Raw genomic sequence first — 19871 nt, 5'->3', positions numbered from 1 at the left:
GCCGGGTGGCGCGCGGCCAGATCCTTTACGACGCAGCCGAGGTCGTCATCCCGATGCTGGTCCTCGACGGCGCGCACACCTATCCCGACGCCGCCCGCGCCGAGGCCGAGCACACCATGTTCACCGTCGCCGTCGGGGCGGCCGTGCAGGCCCTGCTCGTCGCGCTGGCCGTGCGGGGGGTGGGCAGCTGCTGGATCGGCTCGACGATATTCGCCCCCGACCTGGTGCGCGCCGAACTCGACTTGCCCGCGGATTGGGAGCCGTTGGGCGCCATCGCGATCGGTTACCCCGAGGAACCCACCGGCCCGCGCGACGCCGCGGACGCCGGGGATCTGTTGATCCGCAAGTGATACTGGCCCCATGAGATTTGCGGGCAAGGCGGCGGCGTCCGCCGACAAGGCCCGCGGCGGCTACTACACGCCCGCGCCCGTCGCCCGGTTCCTGGCCGGCTGGGTTCGCGGGGCCGGACCGCGCATCGTCGAACCCTCCTGCGGCGACGGCGCCATCCTGCGCGAGCTGGCCGCCCTCGGCGCGCGCCCCCGAGGGGTCGAACTCGTCGCCGAGGAGGCGGCCAAGGCAAGGGAATTCGCACCCGTCGACGCCGCTAACCTGTTCGACTGGCTCGGCACCACCGAGCCCGGCGGCTGGGACGGCGTCGCCGGGAACCCGCCCTACATCCGGTTCGGCAACTGGGCGGCCGAGCAGCGCGAGCCCGCGCTGGAGCTGATGAGGCGCGCGGGATTGCGGCCTAGCCGCCTGACCAACGCCTGGGTCCCCTTCGTGGTGGCGAGCTCGATCCTGGTGCGCGACGGCGGCCGGGTGGGCCTGGTGCTGCCGGCCGAGTTGCTCCAGGTCACCTACGCCGCGCAGCTGCGCGAGTTCCTGCTGCGCCGGTTCAGCGACATCACCCTGGTGACGTTCGAGCGACTGGTGTTCGACGGCATCCTGCAGGAGGTCGTGCTGTTCTGCGGGGTCGCCGGCGCCGGGCCGGCCCGCATCCGCGCCCTGCACCTCACCGACGCCGACGCGCTCGCGGATGCGGACGCCGACCTCGACTGGGCCCCCGCCCTGCTGCACGAGAACGAGAAGTGGACCAAGTACTTCCTGCGCCCGGACGCGATCCGGCTGCTGCGAACGCTCAAGGGCTCGACGGCGATGACCCGGCTCGGCTCGGTCGCCGACGTGGACGTCGGCATCGTCACGGGCCGCAACAGCTTCTTCACGTTCGCCGAAGCCCACGCCCGCGAGCTGGGGCTGCTGCCCCACTGTGTGCCGCTCGTCTCGCGCAGCGCGCAGCTGTCCGGGCTGGTCTACGACTCCGATTGTCGGGCAAGCGATGTCGCCGCCGGGCGCCGGGCCTGGCTGCTCGACGCGCCGCTCGACGCGGACGACCCCGCGCTGGTCGCACACATCCGGGCCGGTGAGTCCGCCGGCGTGCACCGGGGCTACAAGTGCTCGATCCGCAAGCCGTGGTGGCGCACCCCGTCACCGTGGATCCCGGACCTGTTCCTGCTGCGGCAGATCCACCTCGCGCCGCGGTTGACCGTCAACGCCGTCGGCGCGACGTGCACCGACACGGTGCACCGGGTCCGGCTTGCCGCCGGGGTCGACGCGGCGGCGCTGGCGACGGTCTTCCACAACAGCGTGACGTTCGCCTTCGCCGAGATCATCGGCCGCAGTTACGGCGGGGGGATCTTGGAGCTGGAACCCCGCGAGGCCGAGCAGCTGCCCATTCCCCCACCGCCCGTGGCCGGCCCGGAGCTGGCCGGCGACGTCGACCTGCTGTTGAAGGCCAACGAGATCGAGAAGGCCCTGGATCTCGTCGACCGCCACGTGCTGATCGACGGCCTGGGGCTGCGGCCCGAGGTGGTGGCACAGTGCCGCGCGGCGTGGGCGGCGCTGCGGGATCGCCGGAAGCGGCGGGGGGCCCGGTGAGCGTCCGGGGGTCGGTGATCGCGCTGCTGTCCGACTGGCAGGCGCCCGACGCCGAGCAGGACTCGTTGCGGCACGCGGTGCTGGCCTTCGTGCTGGCCCGTCCCGACGCGTGCCGCCGCGAGTGCGTGCCCGGTCACGTCACCGCCTCGGCGCTGGTGCTCGACCACACCGGCGACCGGGTGTTGCTGACGTTGCATCCCCGGCTGGGCCGCTGGGTGCAGCTGGGCGGCCACTGCGACGATGACGACGGCGACGTCGTCGCCGCCGCCCTGCGCGAGGCCACCGAGGAGTCCGGCGTCGACGGCCTGCGCATCGAACGCCGGCTGGCCGCGGTGCACGTCCACCCGGTCACCTGCTCACTGGGCGTGCCCACCCGCCACCTGGATCTGCAGTTCGTGGCGCACGCGCCGGCCGGTGCGCGGATCGCGATCAGCGACGAGTCGGACGACCTGCGGTGGTGGCCGATCGACGCGCTGCCGGACGGCACCGACCACGCGCTGGCGTATTTGGCGTCGCGGGCCCGCCGAGCGTGAAGCTGGCCGCACACTCGATGCCGAACGCGCGGTTGGCCGCACATTCGCGGGGAGAGCCTCACACGTCGCTCGAGTAGCGGATCCCGCCGTCGGGAATCGAGACGCCGGGCCAGACCCGGGCGCCGCGCAGCAGCTCGCAGCGCGCGCCGATGTCGGCCCCGTCGCCGATCACGCCGTCGCGGATCAGCGCCCGCGGGCCGATGCGCGCGCCGAAGCCGATGATGGAGCGCTCGATCACGCTGCCGGCCTCGACCTTGACGCCGTCGAAGATCACCGCGCCGTCCAGCCGCACGCCGGGCCCGATCTCGGCGCCCCGCCCGACGACGGTGCCGCCCACCAGCACCGCGCCCGGCGACACCGCCGCGCCGTCGTGCACCAGCTGCTCGCCGCGGTGACCGTGCAGCGCCGGCGACGGCGCGATGCCGCGCACCAGGTCCGCCGAGCCCCGCACGAAGTCCTCCGGGGTGCCCATGTCCCGCCAGTAGGTGGCGTCGACGTAGCCGCACACCTTGACGTCCGGGTCCTTGAGCAGGGCCGGGAACACCTCGCGTTCGACCGACACCTCGCGGCCGCGCGGGATCCGGTCGATGATGTCGCGGGCGAACACGTACGTGCCGGCGTTGATCTGATCGGTCGGCGGATCCTGCGTCTTCTCCACGAACGCGGTGACCCGCCCGTTCTCGTCGGTGGTGACGCAGCCGAAGGCCCGCGGATCGCCCACCCGCACCAGGTGCAGCGTGACGTCGGAGTGCTGGGCCCGGTGGAAGTCGATCATCTGGTTGAGGTCGGAACCGGACAGCACGTCGCCGTTGAACACCAACACGGTGTCGTGGCGCAGGTGGCCGGCGACGTTGGCGATGCCGCCGCCGGTGCCCAGCGGGCTGTCCTCGGTGACGTATTCGATCTGCAGGCCCAGCTTGGACCCGTCGCCGAACTCCGCCTCGAACACCTCGGCCTCATACGAGGTGCTCAGGATGACGTGCTCGATGCCCGCCGCGGCGATCCTCGACAGGAGGTGGGTCAAGAACGGCAGCCCGGCGGTGGGCAGCATCGGCTTGGGCGCCGACAGGGTCAGCGGCCGCAGCCGGGTGCCCTTGCCGCCGACCAGAATCACCGCATCGACTTGTGGGTTAGCCATTCAGCGCCGCCCTTCCGCCAGTTTCCGTCGCCGATCCCGCAGCGCGCCACGCACCATCAGGCGCGACCGAACCGCCAACGAGGCGCGCAGCACCCAGCGCAGCGGCGCGCGCCACCACCCCGCGTGCCGGTCGGCCAGGAACAGGTACGTGCTCACGTGATGCGCGGCCAGGTGGCTCGCGGGGTCGCCGCCGGTGGAGTGGCCCTTGTGGTGCAGGACCTCGGCCGACGGCACGTAGACGCTCAGCCAGCCGGCCCGGCCGAGCCGGTCCCCGAGGTCGACGTCTTCCATATACATGAAGTAGCGCTCGTCGAACCCGCCGACCTGGGCGAAGGCGGACCGGCGGACCAGCAGGCACGACCCGGACAACCAGCCGACCGGGCGTTCGCTGGGCTCCAGCCGCTCCTGGCGGTAGGCCGCCGACCACGGGTTGCGCTTCCACAGAGGGCCGACGACCGCGTGCATGCCGCCCCGAATCAGGCTGGGCAGGTGCCGCGCCGACGGGTACACCGACCCGTCCGGGTCGCGGATGAGCGGACCCAGGGCGCCGGCGCGCGGCCAGCGAGCCGCGGCATCCAGCAGGGCGTCGATGCTGCCCGGGCCCCATTGCACGTCCGGGTTGGCCACGATCACCCAGTCGTCGTCGACCTCCGCCGAATCGGCGAGCTGCGCGACCGCGCGATTCACCGCGGTGCCGTACCCAAGGTTGGCCCCGGTGTGGAACAGCCGCACATTCGGGTAGCGCTCGAGGGCGGCCTGCGGCGCCCCGTCGGTGGAGCCGTTGTCGGCCATCAGGACCCACACGGGCCGCTCGGTGGCCAGTGACAGCGAGGCCAGGAAGCGCTCGAGGTGTGGGCCCGGTGAGTAGGTCACCGTCACGACCGGCAGCACGTCAGTCACGCGTCGAGGGTAACGGTCGATCGGCGGCCGCGAGCGCCGCGACAAGCGCGGGGCGCCAGGGCCGTAACGTCCGTAGGCCCGCCGCGGCGGACTCGCGGCCGGACAGCGCGGAGTAGGTCGGGCGCGGCGCCGGCCTCGGAAACTCCGCGGTGCTGACCGGCCGAACGCGCTCGGGATCGGCGCCGCATTCGGAGAAGATCGCGCGGGTCTGCTCGAAACGGGACACCGCGCCCTCGTTGGCGGCATGCAGGATGGGCCCGGGCACGCCGTCGTCGGCGACCTGCAGCAGCGCCTCCGCCAGGTCGCCCACATAGGTGGGTGACCCGACCTGGTCGTCGACCACGTTGACCGGGCCGTCCCCGGCGGCCAGGCGGCGCATGACGGCGACGAAGTCCTTGCCGTCGGCGCCGGTGTAGACCCAGGCGGTGCGGACGATGACCGCGTCGGGAAGCGCCGCCAGCGTGGCCTCTTCCCCGGCCAGCTTGCTGCGCCCGTACACGCCCGACGGCGCGGTGGGGTCGCTGGGCTCGTACGGACGCGGGGCGGCGCCACCGAAGTCCCCGTTGAAGACGTAGTCGGTCGAGACGTGGATGAACCGGGCGCCCGCACGCGCGCAGGCCCGCGCGATGTTCTGCGGACCGGTGGCGTTGACGGCGAAGGCACCGGCCTCGTCGCTCTCGGCGCCGTCGACGTCCGTGTAGGCCGCGCAGTTGATCACCACGTCGCCGCTTGAGACCATTCGCTCGGCGGCCGCGGGGTCGGTGATGTCCCACTCCGACGACGTCATGGCCAGCACGTCACGGCCCTGACCGGCCGCGAGCGACCGCAAATAGCTGCCCAGTTGCCCCCCGGCACCGGCGATCACGATCCTGCTCGACATGGTTGAAGTTTGGCATGCGCGCAAAGGCGCGGGCGACGGCCGGGGCGCGCGGGGCCGCGCTACCCGCGAAGCGTCTGTGTCGCAAGTAACCTAGTGGGATGCCTGTGCAACGTGTGGTTCGTGTGATTGCCACTGCGCTCACGCTCGTTGTCGTCCTCGGCACCGGGCTCGCGTGGAGCAACGTCCGGTCCTTCGAGGACGGCATCTTCCACATGTCCGCACCCTCGCTCGGCAAGGGCGGCGACGACGGCGCGATCGACATCCTGCTGGTCGGCCTCGACAGCCGCACCGACGCCCACGGCAACCCGCTCTCACAGGAGGAACTGGCCACCCTGCGGGCCGGCGACGAGGAAGCGACCAACACCGACACGATCATCCTGATCCGGATCCCCAACAACGGGAAGTCGGCGACCGCGATCTCGATCCCCCGTGACTCCTACGTCGCGGCCCCCGGCCTGGGCAAGACCAAGATCAACGGCGTCTACGGCCAGACCCGCGAGGCCAAGCGCACCAACCTGGTCAAGGCCGGCGACTCGGCCGAGGACGCCGCCGCGCAGGGCACCGAGGCCGGGCGCGAGGCCCTGATCAAGACCGTCGCCGACCTCACCGGTGTCACCGTCGACCACTACGCCGAGATCGGCCTGCTCGGCTTCTCCCTGATCACCGATGCGCTCGGCGGCGTGGATGTCTGCCTCAAAGAGCCGGTGTTCGAACCGCTTTCGGGCGCCGACTTCCCGGCCGGCCCGCAACGGCTCGACGGGCCCGAGGCGCTCAGCTTCGTCCGCCAGCGCCACGAGCTGCCGCGCGGCGACCTGGACCGGGTGGTCCGCCAGCAGGTGGTGATGGCCTCGCTGGCCCACCGGGTCATCTCCGGCAAGACACTGTCCAGCCCCGCGACGGTCAAACGTCTGGAGGCGGCCGTGCAACGCTCGGTGGTGATCTCGCAGGGTTGGGACGTCATGGATTTCGTGCAGCAGATGCAGAAGCTCGCCGGCGGCAACGTCGCCTTCGCCACCATCCCGGTGCTAGACGGTGCCGGCTGGAGCGACGACGGCATGCAGAGCGTGGTGCGGGTGGACCCGCACCAGGTCCAGGACTGGGTCAACGGGCTGCTGCACGACCAGGAGCAGGGCAAGACCGAGGAGATCGCCTACACCCCGGCGAAGACGACCGCCAGCGTGGTCAACGACACCGACATCAACGGGCTGGCATCGGCGGTGTCCCAGGTGTTGACCGCCAAGGGATTTGGCGCGGGCACGGTCGGCAACAACGACGGCGGCCACGTCAAGGGCAGCCAGGTGCGGGCCGCCAAGACCGACGACCTCGGCGCCCAGCAGGTGTCCAAGGAGCTGGGCGGGCTGCCGGTGGTCGCCGATGCCTCCGTCGCGCCGGGCTCGGTCCGGGTGGTGCTGGGCAACGACTACAGCGGCCCCGGCTCGGGCCTGTCCGGCACCGGGACGGTGATGCCCGCCCGGGTGTCCAACGTCGGTGCGGTGGCGGCCGATCCCAACGTCCCGGCGCCCTCGCCGATCCTGACCGCCGGTTCCGACAAGCCCGAATGCATCAACTGAGCACGCTCTCCGGCGCCATCCTGGACCCGATGCTGCGGGCCGACCCGGTCGGCCCGCGCATCACCTACTACGACGATGCTCTTGGGGCCACCGGCGAGCGCATCGAGTTGTCCGCGGCGACGCTGGCCAACTGGGCCGCCAAGACCGGCAACCTGTTGCGCGACGAGCTGGGTGCCGGGCCGGGCAGCCGGGTCGCGATCCTGCTGCCGGCGCACTGGCAGACGGCGGCGGTGTTGTTCGGCGTCTGGTGGATCGGCGCCGAGACGGTGCTCGAACCGGGCGCGGCGGACCTCGCGCTGTGCACAACCGAACGGCTCGATGAGGCGGACTCGATAGCCGGTGAGGTGGCGGTGCTGTCGCTGGATCCGTTCGGTCGCCCGGCCGCCGACCTGCCGATCGGGGTCACCGACTACGCCACCGCCGTGCGCGTGCACGGCGACCAGATCGTCGCCGAACGCCACCCCGGTCCGGCGCTGGCCGGCCGGTCGGTTGACGAGGTGCTGGCCGATTGCCAAAGTTCGGCCGCCGCCAGGGAATTGACGGCTGACGACCGCGTCCTGTCCACCGCCGCGTGGTCGCGTCCCGAGGAGCTGGTGGACGGACTGCTGGCGATCCTGGCCGTCGGCGCGTCGCTGGTGCAGGTGGCCCATCCCGACCCGTCGGCGCTGCCGCGCCGGATCGAGACCGAAAAGGTCACCCGGGTGCTCTAGAGCCGCCCGATTCATATTGATATCGCTATATTTCGATGTTAACGTCGAGCGAGCATCAGCTGACGCTGCGACGACAAGGAGGTCCGGGCAATGGCGGGGTACGCGCTCTTGGCAAAGGCGGCATCGACGGTGGTCACCGGCCTCGTCGGCGTGACGGCCTATGAGGTGGTGCGCAAGGCCGTGGCCAAGGCGCCGCTGCACGAGACCGCGGTGTCGGCGGCCGAGCTGGGACTGCGTGGCACCCGCAAGGCCGAGGAGGCCGCCGAGTCGGCCCGGCTCAAGATCGCCGACGTCATGGCCGAAGCCCGCGAGCGCATCGGCGAGGAAGCGCCCACCCCGGCCGTCGCCGACGTCCACCAGCACGACCACTGATCCGCGCTTCGATGGCGCTCGCCACCGACCTGGAACCGGCCCGCCCGCAAGACACTGCGCTGCAGGTCATTTCGGATGCTGCCGGGCGCATGCGGGTTTCCGTCGACTGGCTGCGCTGCAATTCCCGGCGCGCGGTGGCGGTCGAGGAGGCCGTCGCCAAGGAGGATGGCGTGCGCGTGGTGCACGCCTACCCGCGCACCGGATCGGTCGTGGTCTGGTACTCGCCCCGCCGTTGCGATCGCGCCGCGGTGCTGGCGGCGATCGACTCCGCCGCGCACGTCGCCGCCGAGCTGATCCCGGCCCGTGCGCCGCATTCGTCGGAGATCCGCAACACCGAGGTGCTGCGGATGGTCATCGGCGGCGCGGCGCTGGCCCTGCTCGGCGTGCGCCGCTACGTGTTCGCTCGGCCGCCGCTGCTGGGCCCGAACGGCCGGGTCCTGGCCACCGGCGTCACCATCTTCACCGGCTACCCGTTCCTGCGCGGCGCGCTCCGCTCGTTGCGCTCGGGCCGGGCCGGCACCGACGCCCTGGTGTCGGCGGCGACGGTGGCCAGCCTGGTGTTGCGCGAGAACGTGGTGGCGCTCACCGTGCTGTGGCTGCTCAACATCGGCGAGTATCTGCAGGACCTGACCCTGCGTCGCACCCGGCGAGCGATCTCCGAGCTGCTGCGCGGCAGCCAGGACACAGCCTGGATCCGGCTGGCCGACGGGGCCGAAGTCCAGGTGCCCATCGACAGCGTGCAGATCGGCGACGAGGTGATCATCCACGACCACGTCGCGATACCGGTGGACGGCGAGGTCGTCGACGGCGAAGCGATCGTCAACCAGTCCGCGATCACCGGCGAGAACCTGCCCGTTTCCGTCGCGGTCGGCGCGCATGTGCACGCCGGGTCGGTCGTGGTGCGCGGGCGACTGGTGGTGCGCGCCGAGGCCGTCGGCAACCAGACGGCGATCGGACGCATCATCACCCGCGTCGAGGAGGCGCAGCACGACCGGGCGCCCATCCAGACCGTCGGCGAAAACTTCTCCCGCCGTTTCGTTCCCACCTCGTTCATCGTCTCGGCCCTCACCCTGGCGGTCACTTCAGACGTGCGCCGGGCGATGACCATGCTGCTGATCGCCTGCCCCTGCGCGGTGGGCCTGTCCACCCCGACGGCCATCAGCGCCGCGATCGGCAACGGCGCGCGCCGCGGCATCCTGATCAAGGGCGGATCGCATCTCGAGCAGGCCGGCCGGGTGGACGCGATCGTGTTCGACAAGACCGGCACCCTGACCGTCGGCCGTCCGGTGGTCACCAATATCATTGCGCTACATAAGGATTGGGAACCCGAGCAGGTGCTGGCGTACGCGGCCAGCTCGGAGATCCACTCCCGGCACCCGCTGGCCGAGGCGGTGATCCGCTCGACCGAGGAGCGCCACATCACCATCCCCCCGCACGAGGAGTGCGAGGTGCTGGTCGGCCTGGGCATGCGCACCTGGGCCGACGGCCGCACCCTGCTGCTCGGCAGCCCCGGCCTGCTGCGCGCCGAGAAGGTGCGGGTGTCCAAGAAGGCCTCGGAGTGGGTGGACAGGCTGCGGCGCCAGGCCGAGACCCCGCTGCTGCTGGCGGTCGACGGCAAGCTGGTGGGTTTGATCAGCCTGCGCGACGAGGTGCGCCCCGAGGCGATTGAGGTACTGAAGCAGTTGCGGGACAATGGCATTCGCCGCATCGTGATGCTCACCGGCGACCATCCCGACATCGCCCAGGTGGTCGCCGACGAGCTGGGGATCGACGAGTGGCGCGCCGAGGTGATGCCGGAGGACAAGCTCGAGGTGGTGCGCGATCTGCAGGACGACGGCTACGTGGTCGGCATGGTGGGCGACGGCATCAACGACGCCCCGGCGCTGGCGGCCGCCGACATCGGGATCGCCATGGGCCTGGCCGGAACCGACGTCGCGGTGGAGACGGCCGACGTGGCGCTGGCCAACGACGACCTGCACCGCCTGCTCGACGTGCGGGACCTGGGCGCTAGGGCGGTGGAGGTCATCCGGGAGAACTACGGCATGTCGATCGCGGTCAACGCCGCCGGGCTGATCATCGGCGCCGGCGGCGCGCTGTCCCCCGTGCTGGCCGCGATCCTGCACAACGCGTCGTCGGTCGCGGTGGTGGCCAACAGCTCCCGGCTGATCCGGTACCGGCTGGACTAGTTGCCGGTTGAGGATTCCGCGCTCCCCTGTACAACGCCACTTCAGTCAACGGCGAAGCAGTACATTCGGTAAATCAACTGCTCGTCCTTCAATTTCCGGTAGATGTTTCCGAATACCCTGTTGACGTAGAAATCCGGAAGGCGGGACTGGCTTTTCAGAGCCGGCAAGTTGTTCTTCACCCCGCGTGCGACCTGCTCGTTGATGGTCCGTTGGGAAAGGAGCCGCATCGGGGCGTCGGCCAGCTCGCGTTCCCACTTGACGACATCCTGACCGCGGCGGACGTCGGCGTAAAGGAAATGACCTCCCGGCCTCAGCACGCGGGCCACTTCGGCAAGGAAGCGGGCAATGTCGGCGTAGCCGTGCGAGGCCTCGACATTCACCACTGCGTCGAACGATCGGTCGACGAAGGGCAGCTCCTGTGCGTCGCCTTGGACGAAATCCAAGCCGGGCAGTTGATGCCTTCGCCGGCAGAAGTCGATGCCTGCGGAGTTCAAGTCCAGTCCGGTGTAGGCAGCGGGGCCGAGGGTGCGCACAAGGTAGGACGCCCCACCACCGTGCCCGCAACTAGCCTCCAACACCCGCTTGCCGGTGAGATCGGTCTGGCTGGCGACGCGGTGGTAAAGCTGGATGAAGTACCGGTCGGCCTCGTCGGCTTGCGCCAACGGCAAAGCCATCGGTGGATCCTCCTCGTAACCCCAGCTGAGGAACAGCTGATCATCGGTGCTGGAATAGCGGGTGGCGAGCGGATACCAGTACCGGTTGAGGGTCGAGTTGTACTGGTTCCAAAGGAAATACGAGTACTTCGCGAACAGACTCCGGGATGGCGGGGACAACAGGCTCATCGGTTCAGTATGAACGCCCCCGCGGGTCTGCGAGGCAGATCAGCTCTCGACGCGGCTCGGCGACACCGCCGAACCGGCGCCTCGTGTCAGAGCGGGAAGGTAACACCGGTCAGTTCCTCCGACACCGCCCAGAGCCGCCGCTGCAGCGCTTTGTCGTGCGACTGCTTGCTGGATGTGACGAGCTTGGGGTACCCGTGGTTCTCCAGGATCCGATCGGGCCCGTAGTACTGGCCGCCCCGCGCCTCCGGATCGGTGGCGGCGCGCAGCGTGGGCAGCGCGCCCATCTCAGCGCTTTGCGCCCACAGGTTCCAGACCAGTTGAGCGGGCGGTCGAATCCAAGTCGGCATGTTGCGCAGTAGTTCCGTCCTGGAGCCGCCGGGGTGAGCGGCAAGCGCGGCAGTCGGAGCTCCGCCACGGGCCAGCCGGCGCTGCAGTTCGTAGGTGAATAACAGGTTCGCCAGTTTCGACTGCCCGTACGCCTTGACGCGGTTGTAGGTGCGTTCCGACTGCAGATCGTCGAACTTGATTTTCGCCAGGGTGCGGTGCCCAACGCTGCTGACGGTCACCACCCGTGAGCCGTCGATCTGCAGCAGCCGGTCCAAGAGCAAGCCGGTCAGCGCGAAGTGACCGAGATGATTTGTGCCAAACTGTAATTCGAACCCATCTTTGGTGCGGCTCTTGTCCGTATAACATACGCCCGCGTTGTTGATCAGCAAGTCGATACGTTGATGTGTCGACTTGATCTCGTCGGCGCACTGGCGAATTGCCCGCAACGACGTGAGGTCCAGATGTTGTATCACGACAGTGGCGTTCGGGTGTTGCGCGGTGATCCGCGACGCAGCGTCTCGACCCCTGCCGAGGTTGCGAACCGCGAGGACCACAGCTGCACCTTTGCCCGCCAGCGCGGCGGCGGTGTGGAAGCCGATGCCGGTGTTGGCCCCCGTTATGACGGCGACGCGGCCGCCTTGGTCAGGGATGTTGGCGACGGTCCATTTGGTTCGCATTGGTCGTGCTCCCGGGTTCGGTACGCGTTTGTTCGATTAGGAACGTCACGTTTCGTCTGCGGCTATCGTCGCAATACCTGACCCGGCGTCGGTGGGCGCCAGGCATCGTGTCCGTTCGGACGCGCGGCCAAGCGCCCGCACCATCAGGCCGTAAAGCCCCGGGCCAAAAGGCCATTGGGTCACGATGGCGCCGGTCGGTCCGCGATAGTAGTTATGCGCCGATCCCCACACCGTGCGGTTCACCCGGGCCTGAAGCCACACGTGATAGCGATCCGCCCATCTGCGCTTTACTTCGATAGCGGTGACGCGTTGGTGCTGCATCCGCTTGACGGCGCGGACGATGTACTCGGCTTGGCACATCAGCATCGACAAGACGACCGCGCCATTGGTCCCCGGTCCGTACATCATGAAGAAATTGGGAAACGTTGGCACCGTGATGCCAAGGAAGGCCCTGGGTTCTCCCTGCCAGAATCCTTGCAGGGTCTGACCGCCGCTCCCGCGAACTTCCATTGTGCCAAGGTAATTGGTGGTTTGAAAACCGGTGGCCAGCACCAGTACATCGATGCGTCTTTCCACGCCGGCCTCATCGAGGATGCCGGTCGGCGTGACCGCGGCAACGGCATTCGGCACTAACTCGACGTTGTCGCGTTTGAGCGCGGGGTAGAAGGTCGAGTTGAAGACCAAACGCTTACCCCACAACGGATAGTTGGGCGCCACCGCTTCCTTGAGGTCGGGCCGATCTCGAAGTTGCTTGTCGATGTGGCTGAGCGCGGACCTTTGGCCGGCGGAATGGAAGAGGGAGCCCCGCCGGAAAGGAGCCCCGCGAAGGTAGAACACCTCTGCCAACGTGAGCCATTTCGCCCTCGCCCATCGGTAGCGCCATGCGACGCCCATGGCAGCCCGCTCCTTAGGGGAATAATCACGAGCGTCTTTTGCGACGATCCAGCCGGGTTCGCGCTGAAACACGTAAAGGCGCTTCACGATCGGTGCGAGTTCGGGGACGATCTGTGTTCCCGTCGATCCGGTCCCCACTACCGCGACCGTCAAGCCTTGCAGATCGTGCTGAGGCTCCCAGCGCGAGGAATGGAACGTGGGGCCTTGGAACGCATCCAATCCGGGCCAGGTCGGCAATTTCGGAATGTTCAGAAATCCCGTCGCTCCGACCAGAACGTGGCACCACGTCGTTTCACCGCTGCTGAGCGTCAGATGATAGACGTGCGCCGATTCGTCCCAGCGCGCGGACGTGACGCCTACACCGCACCGCAGATGAGCACGCACGCCGAACTCATCGATCGTGTCGTTGAGGTACTGCAGAAGCTCAGGCTGCTTGGCATGGGTCCGGCTCCACCGGTGTCGCTTGAACGGATACGAATAGACGAACGAAACCGTGTCCACCTCGGCGCCGGGGTACCGGTTGTACCACCAGGCCCCGCCCGGCCCCTCAGCCTGTTCATAGATTGTGAAGGTGTCGACGCGGGCCTTTTTCAGGAGCACCGCGAGGCCGATGCCCCCAAACCCCGCGCCAACGATCACAATCCGGGGCGTCTCGGTGCCGCCGAACGGATTCCCGCGCGAGGGTGTCGAAGAAGCTCCGCATCGCGCAGGGGCTTCGCGTTTGCCGTCCCCGCTCATGAACTCCGTTCCAAACCGTGGGTCACGAATATCCGTCCATTGGTCGGTGCGTATAACCGGCTAGAGGAGCCTGAGTAAACGCAAGTCGGTGGCGTACTTGATGATCATCGCTGCCGAAATGTGGGGAATGTCGTTGTCCGTACCAAGATTCGCTTCCTTCACTGCGACGCGGAATCCGTCCACCGGCGCGAAGGACCCGAGGGTCGGTTCTGCGGGCTGCGCCTCATTATCGCCCACCATCGCCGGCAACATCGGCAGCACCGAGTGCCGGCGCTGCCGCTCCGGCAGGGCGCGCAATCTCTGCTCAAATCGCTGTAACCACTCACCGAAACCATCGATTCGCTGGACCGCATAACCGGCCTCGATCAGCCAATCCACAAATTGGTCGAGCCCGACGCCGTCGTCGTGCGGGTTCATCACGTGATAAGTCTCGAACCCGTCAACGGCTCGCACCCCCAGCGTGGCGATCGCCTCGGACACGAATTCGACAGGCAGCCCGTCATAGTGCGCGCGTTGCGGATTGCCGGCCGCGTCGAGCCGGTAGAAAGATCGTGGCGCGACGCCGGTGGCCACGACACTGAGCACCATCCGGGTGACCATGTCCGCCAGATTGAGCTGGCCGGAATACGTGGTGTCGGCCAATATCATCCCGCTGCGGAAGATCACGGTTGGCAGCCCGCATTGGTCGTGAGCCTCGCGCAGCATGATCTCGCTCGCCCACTTGCTGTTGCCGTAGCCATTCGCGTAGGTGTCGTCGACCGCGCGGTGGGCGCTGATGACGCGAATGTCGGCATCCTCGGTGAACATCGACGGTGCGATCTGACGGCCGACGTCGTAAGTCGAGACGAATGTGTAGCGCTTGAGTTTCGTGGTGAGCGCCAGGCGGATCAGTTCTGCGGTGCCCACCACATTGGGTCCGAAGAGTTCGCTGTAGGGCAGGACGAGATTGACGAGGGCTGCGGCGTCAACGATCAAATCCACGCCGGCAGCCAGGCGCTGCCAAGCCTGCGGACCGATGCCCAGCCCGGCGGCGCTCTTGTCGCCCGCTATCACCTCCAGGCGGCCAGCGGAAAGTTCGCGGAAGTCCAGTAGCAATCTCGAATCCGCGCCATCGAAGGTGCTCTCCAATCGTTGCCGCGCATGGTCGTCGGACTCTGCCCTGATCAGGCAGATCAGCTTGCCGTCTCGTTCGTCGAGTTGCCTCAGCAAGTCCAAGACGAGGTAGCGCCCGAGGAAGCCGGTCGCGCCCGTCAGCAGGACGGTCCGCACCTCGGCACTCGGGCCGGGCAGGGTCGGCGCCGCGGTCAGTGTTGGGGCGTCGATGAATTTGTCGAGCGTGAGGTCGGTGGCGTGCAGCTCGGTGCCGGCATCCCCGTGCACCGATGCAACGGTGGGCCGGCCCTGGGGTAGCGATCGCACAGTCAGGTGCCGGCGCAGACCCTTGATGGTCGGCGCGTCAAATACGGCGCGCACCAACAGGTCGGCGTTGAGCCTGGCGTTGATCGCTGCCACAAGACGCATTGCCGACAACGAATCGCCACCCAACTCGAAGAACGAGTCGTCGACGCCGACTCGATCGAGCCCGAGCACCTTTGCGTAGATATCGGCGAGGGCTTCCTCGACGGCGTCGATGGGGGCACGGTACCGGTCCATGCCCCGATACTCCGGTGCCGGCAAAGCGCGCCGGTCAAGCTTGCCCGACGCGGTCAAGGGGAACTCCTCGAGCACGACGAAGTGCGCCGGCACCATGTAGTCGGGCAATTGCGCGGTCGCTCGCTCACGCAGCGCGCTGATCGTGGTGTTGGTGTGCGGATTGCTCGTATGCGGCGTGCGGCGAAGATCTTTCGCGCGCGGCAGGTACAGGTCACTTAGCCGCGAGAGGTTCTCGTAGGCTGGGTCGCCAGCCGAGACGAAGACGGCGTCGAGGGTCCCCGGTTCGGCGCCCCACGTGACCGCTACGCGGTATCCGGTGGTTGGGGCGAGACGATGCAATTCTTCGGGCGTGGTGGTGTTGCGGATGTCGGCTGCTTCGGCGAATGCTTCGCCCAGTGACATTCCCGCGGCGATTGCTCGATCCAGCTGGACGTCGGTCACCAGGCCGGTGCGGGGGATCTCCGTGACACGAACGGCGTCGGGACGCCGCGACACCAACTCGTCGTACAGGCCCGGTAAGCCGTCGAATTGGTTCCACGTCCAGCCGGGAACCTCGGCCAGCGAGCGCACGGGAGCGGGAGCCGTATGGACGACGACGTCGTACCGGTACCGGGTGAGTTCGTTGTCGGCCAGCCCGCGTTTGACTCGGATGTCCACTCCCGCCACAGCTGGGTGGTCGGCGGCCCAGGAGGCAAAAAATGCTGGGTCGACCAACAATTCGGTTTCCCGGACCGTTGCACGGTGCACCCGATCGCGAATCTCGTCGGCGTCGGCAGTTGCGTAACGGGCGCGCGCGACAGCGGTCTGGAACGCGCCCTGCAGGGCGTAGTTGCGAACGTCCCCGATGAACAATGTCCCCCCGCTGGCCAGCCGCTCGACGGCGCTGTCGAGGAGGTCGACCAGATAGCCCCGGTCGGGGAAATATTGGATGACCGAATTGAGAATGACCGTGTCGAAGTAATGGTCCGGCAGTCCCTCGGTGACATGGGCGGGTTGAGCCAGTAGTTGCACCCGACCCCGGAGCTCCGTGCGCTCTAGCAAGCGGGCGAGATGGTCGAGCATCACTGCCGAAGTGTCGGTAGCCACGTAGTGCTCGCATTGCGGGGCGATCTGTGAAAGCAACAACCCCGACCCGACGCCGATCTCCAACACCCGCCGCGGTTGAGCCTCCATGATCCGGTCCACCGTGGCCGCGCGCCATTCCATCATTTCCTCGAGTGGTATCGGTTCGCCGGTGTAGCTGCTCGTCCAGCCGCGAAAATCGGTGCCTAGTGCCGATCCCTCGGGCTCGGCCCCATACACGTCGTCCCAGATGTGCTGCCATTCTTCGACGACCGCGTCCCGGTCGGCGGCGACGATATGGTCAAGGGTGACGTAGGCGATCAGCCGCTTGTCGCCGGCTCGGTCTTCGCGGGCCGTGACCACTGCCTGTTGGACAGTCTCGAAACCGGTTAAGGCCGCTTCGATTTCGCCCAGTTCGATGCGGTAGCCGCGGATCTTGACCTGCTCATCGGCGCGGCCCACATACCGCAACTGACCATCAGCACCCCACCACACCAAATCCCCGGTCCGATACATCCGCACACCCGCCGCCCCGAACGGACACGCCACAAACCGCGAACCCGTCAACGACGAACGCCGCCAATACCCCACCCCCACACCAGCACCGGCCACATACAACTCACCCACCACACCAACCGGCACCGGACGCAACCAGGAATCCAACACAAATAGCGCCGCACCCGGCACCGGAGAGCCGATCGGCACGGCAGCGGCCTCGGCAGCCAGCGGCGCACTCATCGCCACCCACATCGTGGTCTCGGTCGGGCCGTACTGATTGATCAGCACCCGCCCGGACGCCGCCCACCGATCGACCACCTCGGCGGGGCAGGCCTCACCACCGACCAGCACGGTCACCGCCTCCAAACCCCCCGGCGACAACACGCCCAAGGCCGACGGCGTTTGACTGAGCACGCTCACCCGTTCGGCGACCAACAAGGCCTGCAGTTCCTTCGGTGAACGCACCACGTCGTCGGGGATGACCACCAGCCGGCTGCCGTTGAGCAACGCCCCCCAAATCTCCCAACCCGAGATGTCAAAGCTGTAGGAATGCCACTGCGACCACACCTGACCCGGACCCACCGGCACTTGGGCCTGCAGTGACGCCATCAACTGGGTGACGTTACGATGCGTGACCGCAACACCTTTAGGGGTGCCGGTGGTACCCGAGGTGTAAATCAGATAGGCGGTATCGCCGGGGTCCGGCGGGGGCAGCGCGGCGGGGGGACGGGCGGTGATACGGGAATCGAGAACGTGATCTTGCAGGGTGAGCACCGGCACGTCGAACCCGTCGAGGCGATCGGCCAACCCGGGGCCGGCCAGCACCGCGACCGGGCTCGCATCTGCAAGCATGAACTCGATACGCGCTGCCGGCAGCGCCGGGTCGATGGGGACGTAGGCGGCCCCCGCCTTGAGCACGCCCAGCATCGCGATGACCGCCTCGGCCGACCGCGTGAACATCAAACCCACGGAGTCGCCCGGGCCTACCCCGTACTCGGCCAACGCGTGCGCCAACCGATTCGAGGCCTCGTCCAGCTCGCGATAGGTCAGTGAGCCGCCCTGGAAACTCACCGCCACTCCATCCGGCGTCCGGGCCGCCTGAGCGGCGAACGCCGCCGGAATCGAGACCGGCGCAGGCGATCGCGCGGTCAACGCCGGACGGTTACCCCACCGATCAAGCCGGGTGAGCTCGTTCTGACTGAGCACATCGATCGATGACAGCCGTTTCCCCGGATCGGCGACCATGGCCGCCAGCACCCGCTGGAACCGCCCAACCAGGGTCTCGATGGTCACCGCGTCGAACACGTCGGTGCGGAACACCACGGTGCCGCCGATCCCCGCCGGCTCACCGGACGGGGTAAAGCGCTCACCCAGGGTGAACATCAAATCCATTGGAGCGGTGTTAATTTCGATCGGGACGAGGTCTACCTGCACTTCGCCCAGGGAGAGGTCGGCGGGGTTGCGGTTCTGCCAGGCCAACACCGTCTGGATCAGGGGGTGTTGGGTGAGTGATCGGGTGAGGTGGAGCCGGTCCACGAGAAGTTCGAAGGGCACTTCTTGGTGTTCGTAGGCCTCCAGGCTGCGCCGGCGCACTTGGGCCAGGACATCGGCGATGGTGGGGTCGCAGCCCAGGTCGACACGCAGCACCAAGGTGTTGACGAAGAATCCGATCAACCCGTCCAGGGCTGGGTCCTGGCGTCCGGCAATCGGGAATCCCACAGCCACATCGGAACTCGCGGTCAGCTTGGACAGCAGCACCGCCAAGGCGGCCTGCACGACCATGAAGCCGGTTGCGTTGTGTTCGCGGGCAGCCGCAGCGACCTGGTGCTGGAGTTGGGCGGGCCAGCCGAATTCGATGGTGGCGCCGCGGTGATCGGCCACGAGCGGGTAGGGCCGATCGGTGGGAAGCGTCAACCGCTCGGCCATCCCGGCCAGGGCCCGCTCCCAATGCCGCAGTTGGATCGCGACGGGGCTGTCCGGGTCGTCGGGATCGCCCAAGTGTGTGCGTTGCCACAGGGTGTAATCGGCATACTGCACCGCCAGGGGCGCCCAATCGGGGGAACGCCCGTCGCACCGGCTGGCATAGGCCACGCTCAGATCGCGCACCAGCGGGCCGATCGACAGCCCATCGGCAGCGATGTGATGGACCACTCCAGCCAGCAAGTGCGCATCCTCACCCAACCGGAATAGCCGCGCCCGCAGCGGAATCTCGGCAGCCAGGTCGAAGGCGTAGCGAGTGGCGACGCCGATGGCCTCGTCCAGCTGGCTGGGCGGCCAGCAGCTGGCATCAACAATCTCCCAGCCGAATTCGGCTTGCGCGGCGGGGACAACCACCTGCTGGGGGACTCCGTCGGGCGCCACAAACAACGTGCGCAGGCTCTCGTGCCGGGCCACCACATCGGCCACCGCCGCCCCGAGCGCCTCGGCATTCACCTTCCCGCGCAGCCGCAGTGCGATCGGCATGTTGTAAACCGCTGAACGCCCCTGCAACTGGTCAAGAAACCACAACCGCGACTGGGCGAACGACAATGGGATCACCGCGGGCCGCGCGGCCGGCGTCAACGCGGGCCGCGCGGCCGGCGTCAACGCGGGCGGCCGCGGCGGGCTTCCGCCACCGATACGCGGTGCTAACCCGGCCACCGTCGGCGCCTCGAACACCGCCCGCACCGAAAGCTCGGCGTTCAGGCTCGCGTTGACCGCGGCAACCAGGCGCATCACGGCCAGGGAGTCCCCGCCCAGGTCGAAGAAAGAGTCGCCGACCCCGACCCGCTGCACTCCGAGAATCTGCGCGTAGATGTCGGTCAGGGTCTCTTCGATCGGGTTGGTGGGGGGCTGATACTCAGCCTTGCCGTATTCGGGTTCGGGGAGGGCGCGCTGGTCGAGTTTGCCGTTGACGGTCAACGGCATAGCATCGACGACCACGATCGCCGAGGGCACCATATAGGCCGGCAACCG

General features: G+C 68.3%; 14 protein-coding genes. 7 read left to right on the top strand and 7 right to left on the bottom strand.

The genetic code is table 11. The annotated features are described in order from the left end of the window. The 3 genes from A5695_RS12035 to A5695_RS12025 all read left to right on the top strand — a co-directional run. The coding region (locus tag A5695_RS12035) for a nitroreductase family protein (protein WP_197515466.1) at positions 1-350 on the top strand (350 nt) is incomplete at its 5' end. A 10-nt stretch (positions 351-360) separates the two neighbouring features. After that, the gene (locus A5695_RS12030; RefSeq protein WP_068081609.1) at positions 361-1935 is read left to right on the top strand and encodes a class I SAM-dependent methyltransferase; all 1575 of its coding nucleotides are present in this window, start codon (positions 361-363) and stop codon (positions 1933-1935) included. Continuing rightward, positions 1932-2468 (top strand): NUDIX hydrolase, encoded by a 537-nt coding sequence (locus A5695_RS12025; RefSeq protein ID WP_068081615.1) that lies wholly within the window; start codon positions 1932-1934, stop codon positions 2466-2468. The genes A5695_RS12030 and A5695_RS12025 overlap by 4 nt, the downstream gene beginning before the upstream one ends. A gap of 58 nt (positions 2469-2526) precedes the next feature. On the opposite strand, the gene A5695_RS12020 is transcribed toward A5695_RS12025, so the two are convergent. The 3 genes from A5695_RS12020 to rfbD are packed head-to-tail and all read right to left on the bottom strand — an operon-like array spanning position 2527 to position 5386. After that, complete coding sequence (locus A5695_RS12020; protein WP_068081605.1) at positions 2527-3606, bottom strand: sugar phosphate nucleotidyltransferase; 1080 nt, start codon at positions 3604-3606, stop codon at positions 2527-2529. Continuing rightward, a complete protein-coding gene (locus tag A5695_RS12015) occupies positions 3607-4506 on the bottom strand; it encodes a glycosyltransferase family 2 protein (RefSeq protein ID WP_068081602.1) in 900 nt (299 codons plus the stop codon). Beyond that, on the bottom strand, positions 4499-5386 hold the full coding sequence (gene rfbD, locus A5695_RS12010) for a dTDP-4-dehydrorhamnose reductase (protein ID WP_068081599.1): 888 nt from the start codon (positions 5384-5386) through the stop codon (positions 4499-4501). Before rfbD ends, A5695_RS12015 begins: the two co-directional genes overlap by 8 nt. A 98-nt stretch (positions 5387-5484) precedes the next feature. Between rfbD and A5695_RS12005 the strand changes: the two genes are divergently transcribed. The 4 genes from A5695_RS12005 to ctpC all read left to right on the top strand — a co-directional run bounded on the left by A5695_RS12005 (position 5485) and on the right by ctpC (position 10225). Next, positions 5485-6957, top strand: a complete 1473-nt coding sequence (locus A5695_RS12005) for an LCP family protein (protein WP_068081595.1) — start codon at positions 5485-5487, stop codon at positions 6955-6957. Then, on the top strand, positions 6945-7667 hold the full coding sequence (locus tag A5695_RS12000; RefSeq protein ID WP_068081592.1) for a TIGR03089 family protein: 723 nt from the start codon (positions 6945-6947) through the stop codon (positions 7665-7667). The genes A5695_RS12005 and A5695_RS12000 overlap by 13 nt, the downstream gene beginning before the upstream one ends. 90 nt (positions 7668-7757) lie before the next feature. Then, on the top strand, positions 7758-8039 hold the full coding sequence (locus tag A5695_RS11995; RefSeq protein WP_066949897.1) for a DUF1490 family protein: 282 nt from the start codon (positions 7758-7760) through the stop codon (positions 8037-8039). Between the two features lie 11 nt (positions 8040-8050). Further along, positions 8051-10225: a manganese-exporting P-type ATPase CtpC gene (ctpC, locus tag A5695_RS11990; RefSeq protein ID WP_068081589.1), complete on the top strand. Its 2175-nt coding sequence runs from the start codon at positions 8051-8053 to the stop codon at positions 10223-10225. Between the two features lie 41 nt (positions 10226-10266). Here ctpC and A5695_RS11985 read toward each other — a convergent pair whose 3' ends face one another. The 4 genes from A5695_RS11985 to A5695_RS11970 form a co-directional block, all read right to left on the bottom strand. Then, entirely contained in the window at positions 10267-11067 is an 801-nt protein-coding gene (locus tag A5695_RS11985) for a phthiotriol/phenolphthiotriol dimycocerosates methyltransferase (RefSeq protein WP_082946027.1), read from the bottom strand. 86 nt (positions 11068-11153) lie between these two features. Then, entirely contained in the window at positions 11154-12071 is a 918-nt protein-coding gene (locus tag A5695_RS11980) for an SDR family NAD(P)-dependent oxidoreductase (RefSeq protein WP_068081586.1), read from the bottom strand. Positions 12072-12116: 45 nt separating this feature from the next. Then, the gene (locus A5695_RS11975; RefSeq protein ID WP_082946026.1) at positions 12117-13703 is read right to left on the bottom strand and encodes an NAD(P)/FAD-dependent oxidoreductase; all 1587 of its coding nucleotides are present in this window, start codon (positions 13701-13703) and stop codon (positions 12117-12119) included. Between the two features lie 60 nt (positions 13704-13763). Further along, positions 13764-19871, bottom strand: a 6108-nt coding sequence (locus A5695_RS11970) for a non-ribosomal peptide synthetase (RefSeq protein ID WP_156749594.1), incomplete at its 5' end; no start/stop codon positions are given.

This window comes from Mycobacterium sp. E1747 (assembly GCF_001667775.1).
Classification (GTDB): domain Bacteria; phylum Actinomycetota; class Actinomycetes; order Mycobacteriales; family Mycobacteriaceae; genus Mycobacterium.
Note: the sequence above shows the minus strand (reverse complement) of the source record. Positions and strands in the feature narration are given on the sequence as shown.

Bases quoted from the DNA above. Each gene is read 5' to 3' on its own strand.
- A5695_RS11980 (WP_068081586.1), bottom strand. From the start codon at position 12,071: ATGCGAACCAAATGGACCGTCGCCAACATCCCTGACCAAGGCGGCCGC.
- A5695_RS11995 (WP_066949897.1), top strand. From the start codon at position 7,758: ATGGCGGGGTACGCGCTCTTGGCAAAGGCGGCATCGACGGTGGTCACC.
- A5695_RS11985 (WP_082946027.1), bottom strand. From the start codon at position 11,067: ATGAGCCTGTTGTCCCCGCCATCCCGGAGTCTGTTCGCGAAGTACTCG.
- A5695_RS11975 (WP_082946026.1), bottom strand. From the start codon at position 13,703: ATGAGCGGGGACGGCAAACGCGAAGCCCCTGCGCGATGCGGAGCTTCT.
- ctpC (WP_068081589.1), top strand. From the start codon at position 8,051: ATGGCGCTCGCCACCGACCTGGAACCGGCCCGCCCGCAAGACACTGCG.
- rfbD (WP_068081599.1), bottom strand. From the start codon at position 5,386: ATGTCGAGCAGGATCGTGATCGCCGGTGCCGGGGGGCAACTGGGCAGC.
- A5695_RS12030 (WP_068081609.1), top strand. From the start codon at position 361: ATGAGATTTGCGGGCAAGGCGGCGGCGTCCGCCGACAAGGCCCGCGGC.
- A5695_RS12005 (WP_068081595.1), top strand. From the start codon at position 5,485: ATGCCTGTGCAACGTGTGGTTCGTGTGATTGCCACTGCGCTCACGCTC.
- A5695_RS12000 (WP_068081592.1), top strand. From the start codon at position 6,945: ATGCATCAACTGAGCACGCTCTCCGGCGCCATCCTGGACCCGATGCTG.
- A5695_RS12020 (WP_068081605.1), bottom strand. From the start codon at position 3,606: ATGGCTAACCCACAAGTCGATGCGGTGATTCTGGTCGGCGGCAAGGGC.